This window comes from Enterobacter sp. N5-15, from assembly GCF_057221635.1.
In genome coordinates, this window is record NZ_CM170150.1 from 310,935 (window position 1) to 329,977 (window position 19,043).

The following is a 19,043-nucleotide window of genomic DNA, read 5'->3' on the forward strand; positions in this document are numbered from 1 at the left end:
GTCGCTCCCCCTGTTATCATTTCCATGTCACATTTTGTGCGTAATTTATTCACCGTTGCACCTGGAACTTGTGGATAAAATCACTGTCTGATAAAAGAGTGAATGCTAATCTCGTTGCTCAAACGCTTTGGCATGGTTGTTGCCTGACGGGGACGACCTGGACCAGAAGAAACATTGAGAGGAATGAATGACCAAAGAAATGCAAACTTTAGCTTTAGCCCCTGTTGGTAACCTGGAATCTTATATCCGGGCTGCGAACACCTGGCCGATGTTAACGGCCGAGGAAGAAAAGGAGCTTGCTGAAAAGCTGCATTACCAGGGCGATCTGGAAGCAGCTAAGACGCTGATCCTGTCTCACCTGCGCTTTGTTGTTCACGTTGCTCGTAATTATGCGGGCTACGGCCTGCCGCAGGCGGACTTGATTCAGGAAGGTAACATCGGTCTGATGAAGGCTGTACGTCGCTTCAACCCGGAAGTGGGTGTACGACTGGTCTCCTTCGCCGTGCACTGGATCAAAGCAGAAATTCACGAATACGTACTGCGCAACTGGCGTATCGTGAAAGTCGCCACGACAAAAGCGCAGCGCAAGCTGTTCTTTAACCTGCGTAAAACCAAGCAGCGTCTGGGCTGGTTCAACCAGGATGAAGTGGAAATGGTGGCGCGCGAGCTGGGCGTAACCAGCAAAGACGTGCGTGAGATGGAATCCCGTATGGCCGCGCAGGACATGACCTTTGATATGTCCTCCGACGACGACGCATCTGACAGCCAGCCGATGGCACCGGTTCTGTATCTGCAGGATAAAACCTCTAACTTTGCTGATGGCATCGAAGAGGATAACTGGGAAGATCAGGCCGCGAACAAGCTGACCCATGCGATGGAAGGCCTCGACGAACGTAGCCAGGATATTATCCGCGCCCGCTGGCTGGACGAAGACAACAAGTCCACGCTGCAGGAGCTGGCCGACCGCTACGGCGTTTCTGCGGAACGTGTCCGTCAGCTTGAAAAGAACGCCATGAAAAAACTTCGCGCCGCTATCGAAGCGTAATTTCCGCGAAGTACACCGAGAACCCTCGAATGCAAATTCGGGGGTTTTGTTTTTTTAGCGCCCGCTCTGGCGAATTCCCTCCCCCTGGCAAACACTTACTGATGCGCTAAGCAGGCGACTTTCTCAGGGGGACAGGGTGAAAAATAACGAACTGAACGACCGGCGTTTACAGGCGACGCCGCGCGGCATCGGCGTGATGTGTAACTTCTATGCCGATAAAGCTGAAAACGCCACGGTGTGGGACGTGGAAGGCAACGAGTACATCGACTTCGCCGCCGGGATCGCGGTGCTGAATACCGGCCATCGCCATCCAAAGGTCATTTCCGCCATTGAAAAGCAACTCCATGCGTTTACCCATACGGCGTACCAGATCGTGCCGTACGAAAGCTATGTCGCGCTTGCAGAGCGCATCAACCAGCGCGTGCCCGTTGACGGTCCGGCTAAAACGGCGTTCTTCTCCACGGGAGCTGAGGCGGTCGAAAACGCGGTCAAAATTGCCCGGGCGTACACCAAACGTCCCGGCCTTATTACCTTTGGCGGCGCGTTCCACGGGCGCACCTTTATGACCATGGCGCTGACCGGCAAAGTTGCGCCGTACAAGCTCGGCTTTGGCCCGTTCCCCGGATCGGTGTATCACGCGCAGTATCCGAATGAACTGCACGGCGTCAGCACGGCGGAAGCGTTGAAAAGCCTGGAACGCATCTTTAAAGCGGACATCGCCCCCGACCAGGTCGCGGCCATTATTCTCGAACCGGTTCAGGGAGAGGGCGGTTTCAACATTGCGCCAGCTGATTTTATGCAGGCGCTGCGCGCCCTGTGCGACACCCACGGTATTTTGCTGATTGCCGACGAGGTACAAAGCGGCTTTGCCCGTACCGGCAAGCTGTTCTCGATGGAACACCACTGCGTGAAGCCCGATCTGATCACCATGGCGAAAAGCCTGGCGGGCGGAATGCCGCTTTCTGCGGTGTCGGGCCGTGCGGAGGTGATGGACGCACCCGCGCCGGGCGGGCTGGGCGGTACCTACGCCGGAAACCCGCTGGCGATTGCGGCGGCGCATGCCGTGCTCGACGTGATTGATGAAGAGGATCTCTGCACGCGCTCGGCGCATCTTGGCCATCACCTGGTGGAAGTGCTGAACAAGGCGAAGGAACACTGCCCGTATATCGCTGACATTCGCGCGCAGGGCTCGATGGTGGCCGTGGAGTTTAACGACCCGCAAACGGGTCAGCCTTCGCCGGAATTTACCCGCCAGGTCCAGGATCGCGCGTTGCAGGAAGGGCTGCTTCTTCTGAGCTGCGGCGTCTACGGCAACGTCATTCGCTTCCTCTATCCGCTGACTATCCCTGAAGCGCAGTTCCGTAAAGCGCTGGACATTATCTCCGCGTCGCTGACACGTTAAAGCCACATGCCCGGCGAAAATCCCAGCCGGGCCTGGCATATATTCATTTCAAATTAGCTATTCCAAAATCATAAAAATCGGGTATGTTTTAGCAGAGTATGCTGAAAAAGCGCGGACAGCACACCTATAAATGACATAAAGCGCTGCACAACAACATCACAACAATCGTAATAACCATAATAATGGGGAATCTCAGGATGAACATGAAGGGTAAAGCGTTACTGGCAGGATGTATCGCGTTGGCATTCAGCACCATGGCACAGGCAGACATCAAGGTGGCTGTTGTTGGCGCAATGTCCGGTCCGGTAGCACAGTACGGCGACCAGGAATTTACCGGCGCTGAGCAGGCGGTTGCAGACATTAATGCTAAGGGCGGTATTAAAGGCGAAAAACTGCAGATCGTAAAATATGATGATGCCTGTGACCCGAAACAAGCGGTCGCGGTCGCGAACAAAGTGGTGAACGACGGGATCAAATACGTTATCGGTCACCTGTGCTCTTCCTCTACTCAGCCAGCGTCTGACATTTACGAAGACGAAGGTATTCTGATGATCACCCCGGCGGCGACCGCACCAGAGCTGACCGCGCGCGGCTACAAGCTGACCCTGCGCACCACCGGCCTGGACTCTGACCAGGGCCCAACCGCAGCGAAATACATCGTTGAAAAAGTGAAACCGAAGCGCATCGCTATCGTTCACGACAAGCAGCAGTACGGTGAAGGTCTGGCGCGTTCAGTGCAGGACAACCTCAAGAAAGCCAATGCTGACGTGGTGTTCTTCGACGGGATCACCGCCGGTGAGAAAGACTTCTCCACCCTGGTGGCGCGTCTGAAGAAAGAGAATATTGATTTCGTTTACTACGGTGGCTACCACCCGGAAATGGGCCAGATCCTGCGCCAGGCGCGCGCTGCGGGCCTGAAAACCCAGTTTATGGGCCCGGAAGGCGTGGCGAACGTGTCCCTGTCTAACATTGCGGGTGAATCAGCGGAAGGCCTGCTGGTGACCAAGCCGAAGAACTACGACCAGGTCCCTGCGAACAAACCTATCGTGGATGCCATCAAGGCGAAGAAACAGGATCCAAGCGGCGCGTTCGTCTGGACCACCTACGCGGCGCTGCAGTCTCTGCAGGCGGGCCTGAACCAGTCAGCCGACCCGGCTGAGATTGCCACCTGGTTGAAAGCGAATACCGTCGAGACCGTCATGGGGCCACTTTCCTGGGATGCGAAGGGCGACCTGAAGGGCTTCGAGTTCGGCGTGTTTGACTGGCATGCTAACGGCACGGCGACAGACGCCAAATAAAAGCAAAAAGGCAACGTAAGTTGCCTTTTTTAATGTTTTCTCCCTCTCCCCGTGGGAGAGGGCCGGGGTGAGGGCATCAGGCCGCACCGCACGCATCAGGCCGCACAAATCAATCCTGGCGCTTCTCCCACCCGCTCTCCTGTGCCGTAAACCCTAACGCCTGCATAAACGCCGCCATCACGCCGCGGTCTTCCACGCCCACATCGGCCATCCACCATGAGGTCACGCTCGGGTTTTCACGGATCACTTCTTCAATTAAATACTGTCCCACACCGCGACGACGGGTGACGTCACGTACGCGCAGCGAGTCCAGCGCCCCTTCTGTACCGCTCAGGGTGACGCGTACCGCAGCCAGCAGGCGCTCGTTAAAACGCGCGGCATAAATACGGTGGGTCTCATCAACGCGCAGAGACGAAGGGGAATATTCCGGCCAGATCTTGCCCAGGTCGATATGATCCTGGTCGCTAAAGGTCACCAGACGCACGATAGTCAGTTTCATTAGCTACTTGTCCAAATCAGATTGAGTAGGGGCAGTGTACTCAATTTATTCACTCAGCGGCTTCCTCTTTTTATTCTCATTAACCAGGTGATTAGTTTTTTGGCAACGCGATGGGCAGTTTGAAAACACATGGATCGAAAAATAAGCAGAATTTTAACCTGAAGGGTAGTGATTTATTCGGCGCTTTGTACCGTTATTTTATGCTGCAAACTGCACTTTTATTTGTTTATCTCTGCCTGATTTCAGAATATTATCTTTGCTTAATCGCCTGAAAAATAGAGATTTTAGTCTGGTTTTTGACAAAAACCTGCGCTAAACCATTAAAGGCACTGGTAAAAATAGCGTTGTTCATTAAAAGTACAGAATGCTTTTTAACCATAATAAAACAAAATATAAACACGACATCACGAATGGGGATTCAGAGATGAAAAGGAACGCGAAGACGTTAATCGCGGGGATGGTCGCACTGTCGATCTCGCATGCCGCTATGGCGGAGGACATTAAAGTTGCGGTCGTGGGTGCGATGTCCGGCCCTGTTGCCCAGTGGGGTGACATGGAGTTCAACGGCGCGCGCCAGGCCATTAAAGACATCAACGCCAAGGGCGGCATCAAGGGCGACAAGCTGGTGGGCGTGGAATATGACGACGCCTGCGATCCAAAACAGGCCGTTGCGGTCGCCAACAAAATCGTCAACGACGGTATCCAGTATGTGATCGGCCACCTGTGTTCATCCTCCACCCAGCCCGCGTCTGATATCTACGAAGACGAAGGCATCCTGATGATCACCCCAGGCGCAACGAATCCGGAACTGACCCAGCGCGGCTATCAGCACATCATGCGTACCGCCGGTCTGGACTCCTCGCAGGGCCCCACCGCCGCCAAATACATCCTCGAGACCGTTAAGCCACAGCGCATTGCCATTATTCACGACAAACAGCAGTACGGCGAAGGCCTGGCGCGCTCCGTGCAGGACGGCCTGAAAAAAGGCGGCGCGGACATCGTCTTCTTCGACGGCATTACCGCAGGCGAGAAAGACTTCTCCGCGCTGATCGCCCGTCTGCAAAAAGAGAACATCGACTTCGTTTACTACGGCGGCTACTACCCGGAGATGGGCCAGATGCTGCGTCAGGCGCGCGCCACCGGCCTGAAAACCCAGTTTATGGGGCCAGAGGGCGTGGGCAATGCCTCCCTGTCAAACATCGCGGGGGATTCTGCTGAAGGCATGCTGGTGACGATGCCAAAACGCTATGACCAGGATCCGGCCAACAAGGCTATCGTGGATGCGCTCAAGGCGCAGAAGAAAGATTCGAGCGGTCCGTACGTCTGGATCACCTATGCGGCCGTACAGTCTCTGGCCACCGCGCTGGATCGCTCCGGCAGCAAAGAACCGCTGGATCTGGTGAAAGATTTAAAAGCACACGGGGCGAACACCGTGATTGGGCCGCTGAACTGGGATGAGAAAGGCGATCTGAAGGGATTTGAGTTTGGTGTCTTTAAGTGGCACGCCGACGGTTCGTCCTCGGCCGCCAAATAATTATCCCACCGCCCGGCATGACGGGCGGGTATAAAAAGGTTTGCATATGTCCGAGCAGTTTCTCTATTTCCTGCAGCAGATGTTTAACGGCGTTACGCTGGGAAGCACCTACGCGCTGATCGCCATCGGCTATACGATGGTTTACGGCATTATCGGCATGATCAACTTCGCCCACGGCGAGGTGTACATGATCGGTAGCTACGTCTCCTTCATGATTATCGCCGCCCTGATGATGATGGGCATCGACAGCAGCTGGCTGCTGGTCGCCGCCGGGTTTGTCGGCGCGATTGTGATAGCCAGCGCCTACGGCTGGAGCATCGAGCGCGTGGCCTACCGGCCGGTGCGCAGCTCCAAGCGTCTGATTGCGCTGATTTCCGCGATCGGGATGTCGATCTTCCTGCAAAACTACGTCAGCCTGACCGAAGGCTCGCGCGACGTGGCGCTGCCAAGCCTGTTTAACGGCCAGTGGATTGTGGGGGCCAGCGAAAACTTCGCGGCCACTATCACCACCATGCAGCTGGTTATCTGGGTCGTGACCTTTATTGCGATGCTCGCCCTGACGCTGTTCATCCGCTACTCGCGTATGGGACGCGCCTGCCGCGCCTGCGCAGAAGACCTGAAGATGGCGAGTCTCCTCGGCATCAACACCGACCGCGTGATTGCCCTGACCTTCGTGATTGGCGCAGCGATGGCGGCGGTGGCGGGTGTCCTGCTCGGCCAGTTCTACGGCGTGATCAACCCGTACATCGGCTTTATGGCCGGGATGAAAGCCTTCACCGCGGCGGTTCTGGGCGGTATCGGCAGTATTCCGGGCGCGATGATCGGCGGCCTGATCCTGGGCGTGGCGGAAGCGCTCTCCTCGGCGTACCTGAGCACGGAATATAAAGACGTGGTGTCGTTTGCCCTGCTGATTCTGGTTCTGCTGGTGATGCCTACCGGTATTCTGGGCCGTCCGGAGGTAGAGAAAGTATGAAACCGATGCATTTTGCAATGGCGCTGCTCTCTGCCGCCATGTTCTTCGTGCTGGCGGGCGTCTTTATGGGCGTCCAGTTAGGTCTGGACGGCACGAAACTGGTGGTGGATACCGCCCCCGACATCCGCTGGCAGTGGGTGTTTATCGGCACGGCCGTGGTGTTCCTGTTCCAGCTGCTGCGTCCGCTGTTCCAGAAAACGCTGAAAAACGTCTCCGGGCCGAAATTCGTCCTGCCGGCAATCGACGGCTCTACCGTTAAGCAGAAGCTGTTCCTCGTGGCGCTGCTGGTGGCCGCCGTGGCGTGGCCGTTTGTGGTGTCTCGCGGCACCGTGGATATCGCCACTCTGACCATGATCTACGTGATTCTCGGCCTCGGTCTGAACGTGGTGGTGGGGCTCTCTGGCCTGCTGGTGCTGGGCTACGGCGGCTTCTACGCCATCGGCGCCTATACCTTCGCGCTGCTGAACCACTATTACGGTCTCGGCTTCTGGACCTGCCTGCCGCTGGCGGGGCTGGTCTCTGCCGCGGCGGGCTTCCTGCTTGGCTTCCCGGTGCTGCGCCTGCGCGGTGACTACCTGGCGATTGTGACCTTAGGCTTCGGCGAAATCGTCCGTATCCTGCTGCTTAACAACACCGAAGTGACCGGCGGCCCGAACGGCATCAGCCAGATCCCGAAACCGACCTTCTTCGGCCTGGAGTTCAGCCGTACCGCCCGCGAAGGCGGCTGGGATACCTTCAGCAACTTCTTTGGCGTGAAGTATGACCCGTCCGACCGCGTGATTTGGCTCTATCTGGTGGCGCTGCTGCTGGTGGTGATTACCCTGTTCGTGATTAACCGCCTGCTGCGCATGCCGCTGGGCCGCGCGTGGGAAGCGCTGCGTGAAGATGAGATCGCCTGCCGCTCTCTTGGCCTGAACCCGACCCGCATCAAGCTGACCGCGTTCACCATCAGCGCCGCGTTTGCCGGTTTCGCCGGAACGCTGTTTGCCGCACGTCAGGGCTTCGTCAGCCCGGAATCGTTCACCTTTGCCGAATCCGCCTTCGTGCTGGCGATTGTGGTGCTCGGCGGGATGGGCTCGCAGTTCGCCGTTATCCTCGCGGCCATCCTGCTGGTGGTCTCGCGCGAGCTGATGCGCGACTTTAACGAATACAGCATGCTGATGCTGGGTGGTTTGATGGTGCTGATGATGATCTGGCGTCCGCAGGGTCTGCTGCCGATGACCCGTCCACAGCTGAAGCTGAAGAACGGGCAAGCGAAAGGAGAGCAGGCATGAGTCAGCCATTATTATCCGTTAACGGTCTGATGATGCGTTTTGGCGGCCTGCTGGCGGTCAACAATGTGAATCTGGATCTGCACAAGAAAGAGATTGTCTCCCTGATTGGCCCGAACGGCGCGGGAAAGACCACGGTCTTTAACTGTCTGACCGGTTTCTACAAGCCGACGGGCGGCACCATCATGCTGCGCGACCAGCATCTGGAAGGGCTGCCGGGCCAGCAGATTGCCCGCATGGGCGTGGTGCGTACCTTCCAGCACGTGCGTCTGTTCCGCGAAATGACGGTGATTGAGAACCTGCTGGTGGCACAGCATCAGCAGCTGAAAACCGGGCTGTTCTCCGGCCTGCTGAAAACCCCGGCCTTCCGCCGCGCGCAGGATGAAGCGCTTGACCGCGCCGCCACCTGGCTCGACCGAATTGGCCTGCTGCAGCACGCCAACCGTCAGGCGAGCAACCTGGCCTACGGCGACCAGCGTCGCCTGGAGATTGTGCGCTGCATGGTGACGCAGCCGGAAATCCTGATGCTCGACGAACCGGCGGCAGGGCTCAACCCGAAAGAGACCAAAGAGCTGGACGAGCTGATTGCCGAGCTGCGCGATAGTCACGACACCACCATCCTGCTGATTGAGCACGACATGAAGCTGGTGATGGGTATTTCTGACCGTATCTACGTGGTAAACCAGGGCACGCCGCTGGCAAACGGCACGCCGGAAGAGATCCGCAACAATCCGGACGTGATCCGCGCATACCTGGGTGAGGCATAAGATGGAAAAAGCGATGTTAACGTTCGACAAGGTCAACGCGCACTACGGCAAGATCCAGGCGCTGCACGACGTCAGCCTGCACATCAATCAGGGTGAAATCGTGACCCTGATTGGCGCCAACGGCGCGGGCAAAACCACGCTGCTCGGCACCCTGTGCGGCGACCCGCGAGCCACCAGCGGGCGGATTGTGTTCGATGGTAAAGACATTACCGACTGGCAGACGGCCAGAATCATGCGCGAGGCGGTGGCGATTGTTCCGGAAGGGCGCCGCGTCTTCTCCCGCATGACGGTGGAAGAGAACCTGGCGATGGGCGGGTTCTTCGCCCACCGCGATGAATACCAGACCCGAATTAAGTGGGTATATGAACTCTTCCCGCGCCTGTGGGAGCGCCGCATCCAGCGTGCGGGCACCATGTCCGGCGGTGAGCAGCAGATGCTGGCGATTGGCCGCGCGCTGATGAGCCAGCCGCGCCTGCTGCTGCTGGACGAGCCGTCGCTCGGCCTTGCGCCGATCATCATTCAGCAGATCTTCGACACGATTGAGCAGCTGCGTAAAGAGGGGATGACCATCTTCCTCGTCGAGCAGAACGCCAACCAGGCGCTGAAGCTCGCTGACCGCGGCTACGTGCTGGAGAACGGCCGCGTGGTGCTGGAGGATACCGGCGACGCGCTGCTGGCGAACGAAGCGGTGCGGAGCGCGTATTTGGGCGGCTGAGCCGTCCGTATCGCCCGGTGGCGCTGCGCTTACCGGGCCTACACGCTTTTCTCCCTCTCCCCGTGGGAGAGGGGCGGGGTGAGGGCACCAGACCGCACGAGGTAAAAGCAAAAGGCAACGCAAGTTGCCTTTTTTAGTGTTTGCTCCCTCTCCCTGTGAGAGAGGGCTGGGGTGAGGGCACCAGACCGCACCTAAACCACATCCCCAACCCTTTCACACAACCATCATCCCCCTGACGCCTGGCTGTCACTTATCTGTAAACAAACAGTTATTTTTCTGTAATTCGAGCATGTCATGTTACCTCGCGAGCATAAAACGCGTGATATCGCGCATCCGGCACAATAAGAGAGATGACAATGACATCGTTACGACACACAGCTTTGGGTCTGGCACTGGGTCTGGCTTTTGCGACGAACGCAATGGCTGTCACCACCATTCCGTTCTGGCATTCAATGGAAGGGGAGTTGGGTAAAGAAGTTGACTCCCTGGCGCAGCGTTTCAACGACACCCACCCGGATTACAAAATTGTGCCGGTGTACAAAGGCAACTACGAGCAGAGCCTGAGCGCGGGGATCGCCGCCTTCCGTACCGGCAACGCGCCTGCCCTGTTACAGGTTTATGAAGTGGGCACCGCCACCATGATGGCCTCCAAAGCCATCAAGCCGGTCTATGAAGTGTTCAAAGAGGCGGGCATCAACTTCGACGAATCGCAGTTCGTGCCGACCGTAGCGGGTTACTACACGGATTCCAAAACCGGCCATCTGCTGTCCCAGCCGTTTAACAGCTCTACGCCGGTGCTGTACTACAACAAAGACGCCTTCAAAAAAGCCGGTTTAGACCCGGAGCAGCCGCCAAAAACCTGGCAGGACCTGGCGGAGTACACCGCGAAGCTGAAGGCGGCTGGGATGAAGTGCGGCTACGCCAGCGGCTGGCAGGGCTGGATCCAGGTTGAAAACTTCAGCGCCTGGCACGGCCTGCCGGTGGCGACCAAAAACAACGGCTTCGACGGCACCGATGCGGTACTGGAGTTCAACAAGCCGGAGCAGGTGAAGCACATCGCGCTGCTTGCCGATCTGAACAAGAAGGGCGACTTCAGCTACTTCGGGCGTAAAGACGAATCCACCGAGAAGTTCTACAACGGCGACTGCGCCATTACCACCGCCTCGTCCGGCTCGCTGGCGGATATCCGTCACTACGCCAAATTCAACTACGGCGTGGGCATGATGCCGTATGACGCTGACGTGAAGGGCGCGCCGCAGAACGCCATTATCGGCGGGGCGAGCCTGTGGGTCATGCAGGGTAAAGACAAAGGCACTTACAAAGGCGTAGCCGAGTTCCTCGACTTCCTGGCCAAACCTGAAAACGCCGCCGAGTGGCACCAGAAGACCGGCTACCTGCCGATCACTAAAGCCGCGTACGACCTGACCCGCGAGCAGGGCTTCTATAGCAAGAACCCAGGGGCGGACATTGCGACGCGTCAGATGCTGAACAAGCCGCCGTTGCCGTTCACCAAGGGCCTGCGTCTGGGCAACATGCCGCAGATCCGCACCATCGTAGATGAAGAGCTGGAAAGCGTGTGGACCGGGAAGAAAACGCCACAGCAGGCGCTGGACTCTGCGGTAGAGCGCGGAAATCAGCTGCTGCGCCGCTTTGAGCAGTCGACCAAATCGTAAAAAAATGCCCGGTGACGCGTAGCGATCCGGGCCTACGACGTGCCCCATGTAGGCCGGGTAAGGCGTAGCCGCCACCCGGCATTGTTCAGGAACCAAATCTCAATGTCATCATCCCGTCCGGTGTTCCGTTCCCGCTGGCTACCGTATCTGCTTGTCGCGCCGCAGCTGGTCATCACCGTTATTTTCTTTATCTGGCCTGCGGGCGAAGCGCTGTGGTACTCGGTGCAAAGCGTCGATCCGTTCGGGCTTTCCAGTCAGTTTGTTGGCCTGGACAACTTCACCGCGCTGTTCCATGACAGCTACTACCTGGACTCCTTCTGGACGACGATGAAGTTCAGCGCGCTGGTGACCGTCAGCGGTCTGGTTGCCTCGCTGTTTTTCGCCGCGCTGGTGGACTACGTGGTGCGCGGCAGCCGTATTTATCAGACCCTGATGCTGCTGCCGTACGCCGTGGCTCCCGCCGTCGCCGCCGTGCTGTGGATATTCCTGTTTAACCCGGGGCGCGGATTGATTACCCATTTCCTGGCCGAACTGGGCTACGACTGGAACCATGCCCAGAACAGCGGTCAGGCGATGTTCCTGGTGGTGTTCGCCTCGGTGTGGAAGCAGATCAGCTACAACTTCCTGTTCTTCTTTGCCGCGCTGCAGTCCATTCCGCGCTCGCTGGTGGAAGCCGCGGCAATTGACGGCGCAGGGCCCATTCGTCGTTTCTTCAGGCTGTCGCTGCCGCTGATCGCCCCGGTGAGTTTCTTCCTGCTGGTGGTTAACCTCGTGTACGCCTTCTTCGATACCTTCCCGGTGATCGACGCGGCGACCGCAGGCGGCCCGGTGCAGGCGACAACGACGCTTATCTATAAGATCTACCGCGAAGGCTTCGCCGGTCTGGATCTCTCTGCCTCTGCCGCACAGTCCGTCGTGCTGATGTTCCTCGTCATCATCCTCACGGTGGTGCAGTTCCGCTATGTCGAAAGTAAGGTGCGCTACCAATGATTGAGAACCGTCGCGGGCTGACGATTTTCAGCCATACCATGCTGATTTTAGGGATTATCGTCATCCTCTTCCCGCTGTACGTGGCGTTTGTCGCCGCCACGCTGGACACCAAAGCGGTGTTCGACACGCCGATGACGCTGATCCCAGGCACACATCTTTTCGAGAACATGAAGACCATCTGGACCCAGGGCGTGGGCGCCAACAGCGCGCCGTTCTGGCTGATGATGCTCAACAGCTTCATTATGGCGTTTGGCATTACGGTCGGCAAAATTACGGTGTCGATGCTTTCGGCCTTCGCCATCGTCTGGTTCCGCTTTCCGCTGCGTAACCTCTTCTTCTGGATGATCTTCATTACCCTGATGCTGCCGGTGGAAGTGCGTATCTTCCCGACGGTGGAGGTGATCGCCAACCTGAAGATGCTCGACAGCTATGCGGGCTTAACCCTGCCGCTGATGGCCTCGGCAACCGCCACCTTCCTGTTCCGTCAGTTCTTTATGACTCTGCCGGACGAGCTGATTGAAGCGGCGCGCATCGACGGCGCGTCGCCGATGCGCTTCTTCCGCGACATCGTGCTGCCGCTGTCGAAAACCAACCTTGCGGCGCTGTTTGTGATCACCTTTATCTACGGCTGGAACCAGTACCTGTGGCCGCTGCTGATTATTCAGGACGTCAACCTCGGCACCGCCGTGGCGGGCATCAAAGGCATGATCGCCACCGGCGAAGGCACCACCCTCTGGAACCAGGTGATGGCGGCAATGCTGCTCACCCTTATCCCACCCGTAGTCATTGTTTTAGCCATGCAGCGTGCGTTTGTCCGTGGCCTGGTCGATAGCGAGAAATAAGATGGCAGGTTTAAAACTTCAGGCAGTAACCAAAAGCTGGGATGGCAAAACCCAGGTCATTCAGCCGCTCACGCTCGACGTGGCGGACGGGGAATTTATCGTGATGGTCGGCCCGTCCGGCTGCGGCAAATCCACCCTGCTGCGCATGGTGGCGGGTCTGGAGCGCGTGACGTCCGGAGATATCTGGATTGACCGCCAGCGCGTTACCGAAATGGAACCCAAAGACCGCGGCATCGCGATGGTGTTCCAGAACTACGCCCTCTATCCGCACATGAGCGTGGAAGAGAACATGGCCTGGGGGCTGAAAATCCGCGGCATGGGCAAAGGCCATATCGACGAGCGGGTGAAAGAGGCGGCGCGCATTCTCGAGCTGGACGGCCTGCTCAAGCGGCGCCCGCGCGAGCTCTCCGGCGGCCAGCGACAGCGCGTGGCGATGGGGCGCGCCATCGTGCGCGATCCGGCGGTATTCCTGTTCGACGAGCCGCTCTCTAACCTCGACGCCAAGCTGCGGGTGCAGATGCGTCTTGAGCTGCAGCAGCTGCACCGTCGTCTGAAAACCACCTCTCTGTACGTGACCCACGATCAGGTCGAAGCCATGACCCTCGCCCAGCGCGTGATGGTGATGAACAAAGGCATCGCCGAGCAGATTGGCACTCCGGTGGAGGTGTACGAGAAACCGGCCACCCGCTTTGTGGCGAGCTTTATCGGCAGCCCCGCAATGAACCTGCTGGAAGGGCGTATCAGCAGCACAGGCACGCATTTTGAGCTGGAAAGCGGGATGGCATTGCCGATCAACTGGTACTATCGTGGCTACGCCGGGCGTAAGATGACGCTCGGTATCCGCCCGGAGCATATTGCTTTAACCTCTCAGGCGGACGGCGGCGTGCCTCTGGTGATGGACACGCTGGAGATGTTGGGTGCAGATAACCTGGCGCACGGGCGCTGGGGCGAGCAAAAAATGGTGGTGCGACTGGCACATCAGGAGCGCCCTAAGGCAGGCAGTACGCTGTGGCTGCACCTGCCGGAAAACCATCTGCACCTGTTTGACGGTGAAACAGGACAACGAGTATGAGCAACTGGCCTTATCCCCACGTCGTCGCCCACCGGGGCGGCGGTAAGCTGGCGCCGGAGAACACCCTGGCGGCGATTGACGTTGGCGCGCGCTACGGTCACACGATGATCGAGTTCGACGCCAAGCTGTCGAAAGACGGCGAAATTTTTCTGCTGCACGACGATAACCTCGAGCGCACCAGCAACGGCTGGGGCGTGGCGGGCGAGCTGCCGTGGCGCGATCTGCTGAAAGTGGACGCCGGAAGCTGGTACAGCGGCGAATTCAAAGGCGAACCGCTGCCGCTGCTGGCGGACGTGGCGGACCGCTGCCGCCAGCACGGCATGATGGCCAATATCGAAATCAAACCGACCACCGGCACCGGGCCGCTGACGGGCAAAGTGATTGCCCTCGCCGCGCGCGAGCTGTGGGACGGGATGACCGCGCCGCTGCTCTCCTCGTTTGAAATTGACGCGCTGGAAGCGGCACAGGCGGCCGTGCCGGAGCTGCCGCGCGGGCTGCTGCTTGACGAGTGGCGCGAGGACTGGCGCGAGCTGACGACGCGCTTAGCGTGCGTTTCTATCCATCTCAATCACAGGCTGCTGGATGAGGCGCGGGTGAAGATGCTGAAAGACGCGGGTCTGCATATTCTGGTCTACACCGTTAACAAACCCCAGCGTGCAGCCGAGCTGCTGCGCTGGGGCGTGGACAGCATCTGTACCGATGCAATTGACCTGATCGGCCCGAACTTTAGTTCTGCGGATTAAGCATACTGCCATTCGACTGCGGCGGCAGCATATGCTGCTGTCCGCTGCCTGACGACGTCATCCCCCCTAACATCCCGCCGTTTTTATTCGGCAGCGGCTGCTCGCGCACCTGCCCCTGCTGCACGCGCTGGGTGTTGGCGTTCATCTGATTTTGCAGGCTTTGCTGCTGCATTTGGGTCTGCGTTTTAAGCTGCTGGTTAAGCATCCCTTTCTGCTGCTGTTGCTGGCTCATCATCTCGGTCTGCATACGCTGCTGGCTCGGGATAACATAACCCTGCTGGTTGGGGTTGTTCATGGTGTTGAGTGGCTGTGCGAGCGCGGCAAACGGGATCAGCGCCGCAAGAATCATCAAGCGTTTCATTGTCATTTCCTCCTTTTGAGGTCTCTCTTAAGTTTACCCTGATTTCACCATGACGATGATTTTTTAGGAGTTGTGAACCAGGCTTAAGCGGGGAATATGGATCCCTTCACCTGGAGAACAATAATGATGAAACCAACGTTTTTGCGCTGGGTTGCCATCGCCGCGCTGATGGCTGGCGGTACATTTAGCGTGGCGGCCAACCCGCCAGCGGCGCCTCCGGTCTCTTACGGCGTGGAGGAAGATGTTTTTCATCCCGTGCGGGCAACCCATGGCATGGTGGCGTCAGTGGATGCGCTGGCAACAAAAGTGGGCGTCGATATTCTCAAGCAGGGCGGAAACGCGGTGGATGCAGCGGTCGCCGTCGGCTATGCGCTGGCGGTAACGCATCCGCAGGCGGGTAACCTGGGCGGCGGCGGCTTTATGATGCTGCGCACCAAAGACGGCAAAACGACGGCCATCGACTTCCGCGAGATGGCGCCTTCCCAGGCGTCACGGGATATGTTCCTCGACGAACAGGGTAACCCTGACAGCAAAAAATCCCTGACCTCGCATCTCGCCTCCGGCACGCCGGGTACCGTCGCGGGCTTCTCGCTGGCGCTGGAAAAATACGGCACGATGCCGCTGAACAAGGTGGTGCAGCCTGCCATCAAGCTGGCGCGCGACGGCTTTGTGGTAAATGACGCCCTGGCGGACGATCTCAAGACCTACGGCAGCGAAGTCATTCCCAATCATGAAAACAGCAAGGCCATCTTCTGGAAAGACGGTGAGCCGCTGAAGAAGGGCGACAAGCTGGTGCAGAAGAACCTCGGCAAAAGCCTGGAGCTGATTGCGGAGCACGGTCCGGACGCCTTCTACAAAGGGGCGATTGCCGACCAGATTGCGGAAGAGATGCAGAAAAACGGCGGGCTCATCACCAAAGCGGATCTGGCGGAATACAAGGCGGTGGAGCGCGAGCCGATTAGCGGCACCTATCGCGGCTACGAGGTCTTCTCCATGCCGCCGCCGTCCTCCGGCGGGATCCACATCGTGCAGATCCTCAATATTCTTGAAAACTTCGATATGCACAAGTTCGGCTTCGGCAGCGCGGACGCCATGCAGGTGATGGCGGAAGCGGAAAAACGCGCCTACGCCGACCGTTCGGAATATCTCGGCGATCCGGACTTCGTGAAGGTGCCGTGGCAGGCGCTGACCAACAAGGCGTATGCCAAATCCATTGCGGAACAGATCGACATCAACAAGGCCAAACCGTCGAGCGAGATCCGCCCCGGCAAGCTGGCGCCGTACGAAAGCAACCAGACCACCCACTTCTCGGTGGTGGATAAAGACGGTAACGCGGTGGCGGTGACCTATACGCTCAACACCACCTTCGGCACCGGGATTGTGGCGGGCAACAGCGGCATTCTGCTGAACAACGAGATGGATGACTTCTCCGCCAAACCGGGCGTGCCGAACGTCTACGGGCTGGTCGGAGGCGATGCAAACGCCGTCGGGCCGAAGAAGCGTCCGCTGTCGTCCATGTCGCCCACCATTGTCGTGAAAGACGGGAAAACCTGGCTGGTGACCGGCAGCCCTGGCGGCAGCCGTATTATCACCACCGTACTGCAAATGGTGGTGAACAGCATCGACTTTGGGATGAACGTCGCCGAAGCGACCAACGCGCCGCGTTTCCATCACCAGTGGCTGCCGGATGAACTGCGCGTCGAGAAGGGCTTTAGCCCGGATACCATCAAGCTGCTGGAACAGCGCGGTCAAAAGGTGGCGGTGAAAGAGGCGATGGGCAGCACCCAGAGCATTATGGTGGTGCCGGACGGGGCGCTGTTTGGCGCGTCGGATCCGCGTTCGGTGGATGATTTGTCGGCGGGGTATTGATGTGTTGCCGGGTGGCGGCTTCGCCTTACCCGGCCTACGTGTTTCATTCCCTCTCCCTGTGGGAGAGGGTTAGGGTGAGGGCAACAAACTACTTCATCCGCGCCATATAATACGCATCCACATACTCGCCGTTGCGCAGGGCAAATTTCCTGCCGGTGCCTTCGATTTCAAAGCCAAACTTCCGGTACAGCGCCAGTGCAGCAGGGTTATCGGCAAAAACCGTTAACTCTATACGTTCGATGCGCATCCAGTTGTCGCACAGGTTGATCATCTCGCGCATGAGCGCGCTCCCGACGCCGCGCCCTTGAGCGTGCGCCGCAACGCTGATACCGAACGTTGCCACATGGCTGCGTCGCGGGCTGGCTTCCACCTGAAGCATCAGATCGCCAACGATTTGCTCATCAATGCAGGCGACCAGCCGTTTTTGTCCGGGTTTTGTAATAAGACGTTCTTGCCAGTACTCAAGGGAAGGATGAGGTAGCTGTAGCGTGTCGTGATACACCCCCGGATGCATGTAGTTCTGGCGTAAAGCTTCGGCATCTTTCGATTCAGCGTGGCGTATCACTATCTCACTCATTCCTTGTTCCTCAGTCAGTTAAATGTCCCTTTCAACATCAATGACTTTAAAATTTGAGTCAACCGCTATTTTTTGCAAAAAAAAGTAGACAAGTGCGAATGAGAATGATTATTATTGCTCTGCATTCAGGAAGACCCCTACGGGAACCTGAAAGCACGACATTGCTCACATTGCTTCCAGTATTACTTTAGCCAGCTTCTAGCTGGCTTTTTTTTTGTTATGGTTAGACTCAGTAACCTTCCAAAAGGACTGAGCTATGACACTACATTGCGCATTTATTGGATTTGGTAAAAGTACGACCCGCTACCACCTGCCGTATGTTCTCAACCGTAAAGACAGCTGGCACGTGGCCCATATATACCGCCGCCGCGCGAAGCCGGAAGAGCAATCCCCGCAGTATTCTCATATCCATTTCACCAGCGATCTCGATGACGTGCTTAACGACCCGCAGGTCAAACTGGTTGTCGTCTGCACCCACGCCGACAGCCACTTCTCCTACGCGAAACGCGCGCTGGAAGCGGGCAAAAACGTGCTGGTAGAAAAGCCGTTCACCCCGACTATCGCCGAAGCAAAAGAGTTGTTCACGCTGGCGAAAAGTAAAGGCCTGACCGTTACGCCGTACCAGAACCGTCGCTTTGACAGCTGCTTCCTGACGGCGAAAAAGGCGATTGAAAGCGGCAGGCTGGGCGATATCGTGGAAATCGAAAGCCACTTCGACTACTACCGTCCGGTCGCGGAAACTCAGCCCGGCCTGCCGCAGGACGGCTCGTTCTATGGTCTGGGCGTGCACACCATGGACCAGATCATCTCCCTGTTTGGCCGACCGGACCACGTGGCGTATGACATCCGCAGCCTGCGTAATAAAGCCAACCCGGACGACATCTTTGAAGCGCAGCTGTTCTACGGCGACCTGAAAGCCATCGTCAAAACCAGCCATCTGGTGAAAATCGATTATCCAAAATTTATCGTTCACGGCACCAAAGGATCGTTCATTAAGTACGGCATCGACCAGCAGGAGACCAGCCTGAAGGCCAACATCATGCCGGGCGAGCCGGGCTTTGCGGCGGATGATTCCGTGGGCGTGCTGGAGTATGTGAAGGCCGATGGCACAACCGCAAAAGAAGAACTCAAACCGGAAGTGGGTGACTATGGCCGCGTCTACGATGCGCTGTATGAAACCCTCACAGCCGGCGCGCCGAATTACGTCAAGGAATCTGACGTTCTTACCAACCTGGAAATCCTTGAACGGGCCTTCGAGCAAGCTTCTCCTGCCACGATAACCCTCGCGAAATAAGCAAAAACGGCTCCTCTGCGCTTGTTCATAATTTTTGAACAGAGGAGTCAATTTTCACCCTCTATGATCCCAGGCGGTTTGCGTCCACACTTACTCCATCGAAACGAACTGAGGGTGA

18 protein-coding genes are annotated in these 19,043 nt (G+C 57.8%); 15 read left to right on the forward strand and 3 right to left on the reverse strand.

The window, feature by feature from the left end; genetic code table 11:
- Window positions 1–187 precede the first annotated feature (187 nt).
- The 3 genes from rpoH (at window position 188) to livJ (ending at window position 3,745) form a co-directional block, all read left to right on the forward strand.
- Window positions 188–1,045 (forward strand): RNA polymerase sigma factor RpoH, encoded by an 858-nt coding sequence (rpoH, locus tag AC2TE5_RS01430; protein WP_024906692.1) that lies wholly within the window; start codon window positions 188–190, stop codon window positions 1,043–1,045.
- Between the two features lie 136 nt (window positions 1,046–1,181).
- Window positions 1,182–2,447, forward strand: a complete 1,266-nt coding sequence (locus AC2TE5_RS01435; RefSeq protein ID WP_023334144.1) for a 4-aminobutyrate--2-oxoglutarate transaminase — start codon at window positions 1,182–1,184, stop codon at window positions 2,445–2,447.
- Window positions 2,448–2,644: 197 nt separating this feature from the next.
- Complete coding sequence (gene livJ, locus AC2TE5_RS01440; RefSeq protein WP_072163886.1) at window positions 2,645–3,745, forward strand: branched chain amino acid ABC transporter substrate-binding protein LivJ; 1,101 nt, start codon at window positions 2,645–2,647, stop codon at window positions 3,743–3,745.
- A 109-nt stretch (window positions 3,746–3,854) separates the two neighbouring features.
- Here the strand turns inward: livJ and panM are convergent, their stop codons facing one another.
- Complete coding sequence (panM, locus tag AC2TE5_RS01445; protein ID WP_121426223.1) at window positions 3,855–4,244, reverse strand: aspartate 1-decarboxylase autocleavage activator PanM; 390 nt, start codon at window positions 4,242–4,244, stop codon at window positions 3,855–3,857.
- A gap of 424 nt (window positions 4,245–4,668) precedes the next feature.
- On the opposite strand from panM, the gene livK reads away from it, so the two are divergent.
- From livK to ugpQ, 10 genes are all read left to right on the forward strand, one after another.
- Complete coding sequence (gene livK, locus AC2TE5_RS01450; protein WP_484612534.1) at window positions 4,669–5,778, forward strand: high-affinity branched-chain amino acid ABC transporter substrate-binding protein LivK; 1,110 nt, start codon at window positions 4,669–4,671, stop codon at window positions 5,776–5,778.
- Window positions 5,779–5,824: 46 nt separating this feature from the next.
- Entirely contained in the window at window positions 5,825–6,751 is a 927-nt protein-coding gene (gene livH, locus AC2TE5_RS01455; RefSeq protein ID WP_047646901.1) for a high-affinity branched-chain amino acid ABC transporter permease LivH, read from the forward strand.
- Window positions 6,748–8,025 carry a branched chain amino acid ABC transporter permease LivM gene (livM, locus tag AC2TE5_RS01460; protein ID WP_047345614.1) on the forward strand — a complete coding sequence of 426 codons (1,278 nt, stop codon included), beginning with the start codon at window positions 6,748–6,750 and terminating at the stop codon, window positions 8,023–8,025. Before livH ends, livM begins: the two co-directional genes overlap by 4 nt.
- On the forward strand, window positions 8,022–8,789 hold the full coding sequence (gene livG, locus AC2TE5_RS01465) for a high-affinity branched-chain amino acid ABC transporter ATP-binding protein LivG (protein ID WP_023310024.1): 768 nt from the start codon (window positions 8,022–8,024) through the stop codon (window positions 8,787–8,789). The genes livM and livG overlap by 4 nt, the downstream gene beginning before the upstream one ends.
- 1 nt (window position 8,790) lies before the next feature.
- On the forward strand, window positions 8,791–9,504 hold the full coding sequence (livF, locus tag AC2TE5_RS01470; protein WP_008500102.1) for a high-affinity branched-chain amino acid ABC transporter ATP-binding protein LivF: 714 nt from the start codon (window positions 8,791–8,793) through the stop codon (window positions 9,502–9,504).
- Window positions 9,505–9,860: 356 nt separating this feature from the next.
- Window positions 9,861–11,177: a sn-glycerol-3-phosphate ABC transporter substrate-binding protein UgpB gene (gene ugpB, locus AC2TE5_RS01475; protein ID WP_484612535.1), complete on the forward strand. Its 1,317-nt coding sequence runs from the start codon at window positions 9,861–9,863 to the stop codon at window positions 11,175–11,177.
- Window positions 11,178–11,279: 102 nt separating this feature from the next.
- The gene (ugpA, locus tag AC2TE5_RS01480; RefSeq protein ID WP_023310026.1) at window positions 11,280–12,167 is read left to right on the forward strand and encodes a sn-glycerol-3-phosphate ABC transporter permease UgpA; all 888 of its coding nucleotides are present in this window, start codon (window positions 11,280–11,282) and stop codon (window positions 12,165–12,167) included.
- A complete protein-coding gene (gene ugpE, locus AC2TE5_RS01485; RefSeq protein WP_013099125.1) occupies window positions 12,164–13,009 on the forward strand; it encodes a sn-glycerol-3-phosphate ABC transporter permease UgpE in 846 nt (281 codons plus the stop codon). The genes ugpA and ugpE overlap by 4 nt, the downstream gene beginning before the upstream one ends.
- 1 nt (window position 13,010) lies before the next feature.
- On the forward strand, window positions 13,011–14,081 hold the full coding sequence (locus AC2TE5_RS01490) for a sn-glycerol-3-phosphate import ATP-binding protein UgpC (RefSeq protein ID WP_484612536.1): 1,071 nt from the start codon (window positions 13,011–13,013) through the stop codon (window positions 14,079–14,081).
- Window positions 14,078–14,824 carry a glycerophosphodiester phosphodiesterase gene (gene ugpQ / locus AC2TE5_RS01495; RefSeq protein ID WP_213329694.1) on the forward strand — a complete coding sequence of 249 codons (747 nt, stop codon included), beginning with the start codon at window positions 14,078–14,080 and terminating at the stop codon, window positions 14,822–14,824. The genes AC2TE5_RS01490 and ugpQ overlap by 4 nt, the downstream gene beginning before the upstream one ends.
- On the opposite strand, the gene AC2TE5_RS01500 is transcribed toward ugpQ, so the two are convergent.
- A complete protein-coding gene (locus tag AC2TE5_RS01500) occupies window positions 14,808–15,185 on the reverse strand; it encodes a DUF2756 family protein (RefSeq protein ID WP_126787127.1) in 378 nt (125 codons plus the stop codon). The two genes, ugpQ and AC2TE5_RS01500, sit on opposite strands and share 17 nt — an antisense overlap.
- A 123-nt stretch (window positions 15,186–15,308) precedes the next feature.
- Between AC2TE5_RS01500 and ggt the strand changes: the two genes are divergently transcribed.
- The gene (gene ggt, locus AC2TE5_RS01505) at window positions 15,309–17,054 is read left to right on the forward strand and encodes a gamma-glutamyltransferase (RefSeq protein WP_484612537.1); all 1,746 of its coding nucleotides are present in this window, start codon (window positions 15,309–15,311) and stop codon (window positions 17,052–17,054) included.
- Window positions 17,055–17,142: 88 nt separating this feature from the next.
- On the opposite strand, the gene yhhY is transcribed toward ggt, so the two are convergent.
- Entirely contained in the window at window positions 17,143–17,631 is a 489-nt protein-coding gene (gene yhhY, locus AC2TE5_RS01510; RefSeq protein ID WP_484612538.1) for an N-acetyltransferase, read from the reverse strand.
- A gap of 256 nt (window positions 17,632–17,887) precedes the next feature.
- Between yhhY and AC2TE5_RS01515 the strand changes: the two genes are divergently transcribed.
- The gene (locus AC2TE5_RS01515) at window positions 17,888–18,925 is read left to right on the forward strand and encodes an oxidoreductase (protein ID WP_484612539.1); all 1,038 of its coding nucleotides are present in this window, start codon (window positions 17,888–17,890) and stop codon (window positions 18,923–18,925) included.
- The last annotated feature ends 118 nt before the right edge of the window (window positions 18,926–19,043 follow it).

What these genes read in the sequence shown, in the direction of transcription:
- AC2TE5_RS01490 (WP_484612536.1), top strand. Translation starts at nt 13,011, where the DNA reads ATGGCAGGTTTAAAACTTCAGGCAGTAACCAAAAGCTGGGATGGCAAA.
- ugpB (WP_484612535.1), top strand. Translation starts at nt 9,861, where the DNA reads ATGACATCGTTACGACACACAGCTTTGGGTCTGGCACTGGGTCTGGCT.
- panM (WP_121426223.1), bottom strand. Translation starts at nt 4,244, where the DNA reads ATGAAACTGACTATCGTGCGTCTGGTGACCTTTAGCGACCAGGATCAT.
- yhhY (WP_484612538.1), bottom strand. Translation starts at nt 17,631, where the DNA reads ATGAGTGAGATAGTGATACGCCACGCTGAATCGAAAGATGCCGAAGCT.
- livF (WP_008500102.1), top strand. Translation starts at nt 8,791, where the DNA reads ATGGAAAAAGCGATGTTAACGTTCGACAAGGTCAACGCGCACTACGGC.
- ggt (WP_484612537.1), top strand. Translation starts at nt 15,309, where the DNA reads ATGATGAAACCAACGTTTTTGCGCTGGGTTGCCATCGCCGCGCTGATG.
- AC2TE5_RS01500 (WP_126787127.1), bottom strand. Translation starts at nt 15,185, where the DNA reads ATGAAACGCTTGATGATTCTTGCGGCGCTGATCCCGTTTGCCGCGCTC.
- livK (WP_484612534.1), top strand. Translation starts at nt 4,669, where the DNA reads ATGAAAAGGAACGCGAAGACGTTAATCGCGGGGATGGTCGCACTGTCG.
- AC2TE5_RS01515 (WP_484612539.1), top strand. Translation starts at nt 17,888, where the DNA reads ATGACACTACATTGCGCATTTATTGGATTTGGTAAAAGTACGACCCGC.
- ugpE (WP_013099125.1), top strand. Translation starts at nt 12,164, where the DNA reads ATGATTGAGAACCGTCGCGGGCTGACGATTTTCAGCCATACCATGCTG.
- rpoH (WP_024906692.1), top strand. Translation starts at nt 188, where the DNA reads ATGACCAAAGAAATGCAAACTTTAGCTTTAGCCCCTGTTGGTAACCTG.
- livG (WP_023310024.1), top strand. Translation starts at nt 8,022, where the DNA reads ATGAGTCAGCCATTATTATCCGTTAACGGTCTGATGATGCGTTTTGGC.
- ugpA (WP_023310026.1), top strand. Translation starts at nt 11,280, where the DNA reads ATGTCATCATCCCGTCCGGTGTTCCGTTCCCGCTGGCTACCGTATCTG.
- livJ (WP_072163886.1), top strand. Translation starts at nt 2,645, where the DNA reads ATGAACATGAAGGGTAAAGCGTTACTGGCAGGATGTATCGCGTTGGCA.
- livM (WP_047345614.1), top strand. Translation starts at nt 6,748, where the DNA reads ATGAAACCGATGCATTTTGCAATGGCGCTGCTCTCTGCCGCCATGTTC.
- ugpQ (WP_213329694.1), top strand. Translation starts at nt 14,078, where the DNA reads ATGAGCAACTGGCCTTATCCCCACGTCGTCGCCCACCGGGGCGGCGGT.
- livH (WP_047646901.1), top strand. Translation starts at nt 5,825, where the DNA reads ATGTCCGAGCAGTTTCTCTATTTCCTGCAGCAGATGTTTAACGGCGTT.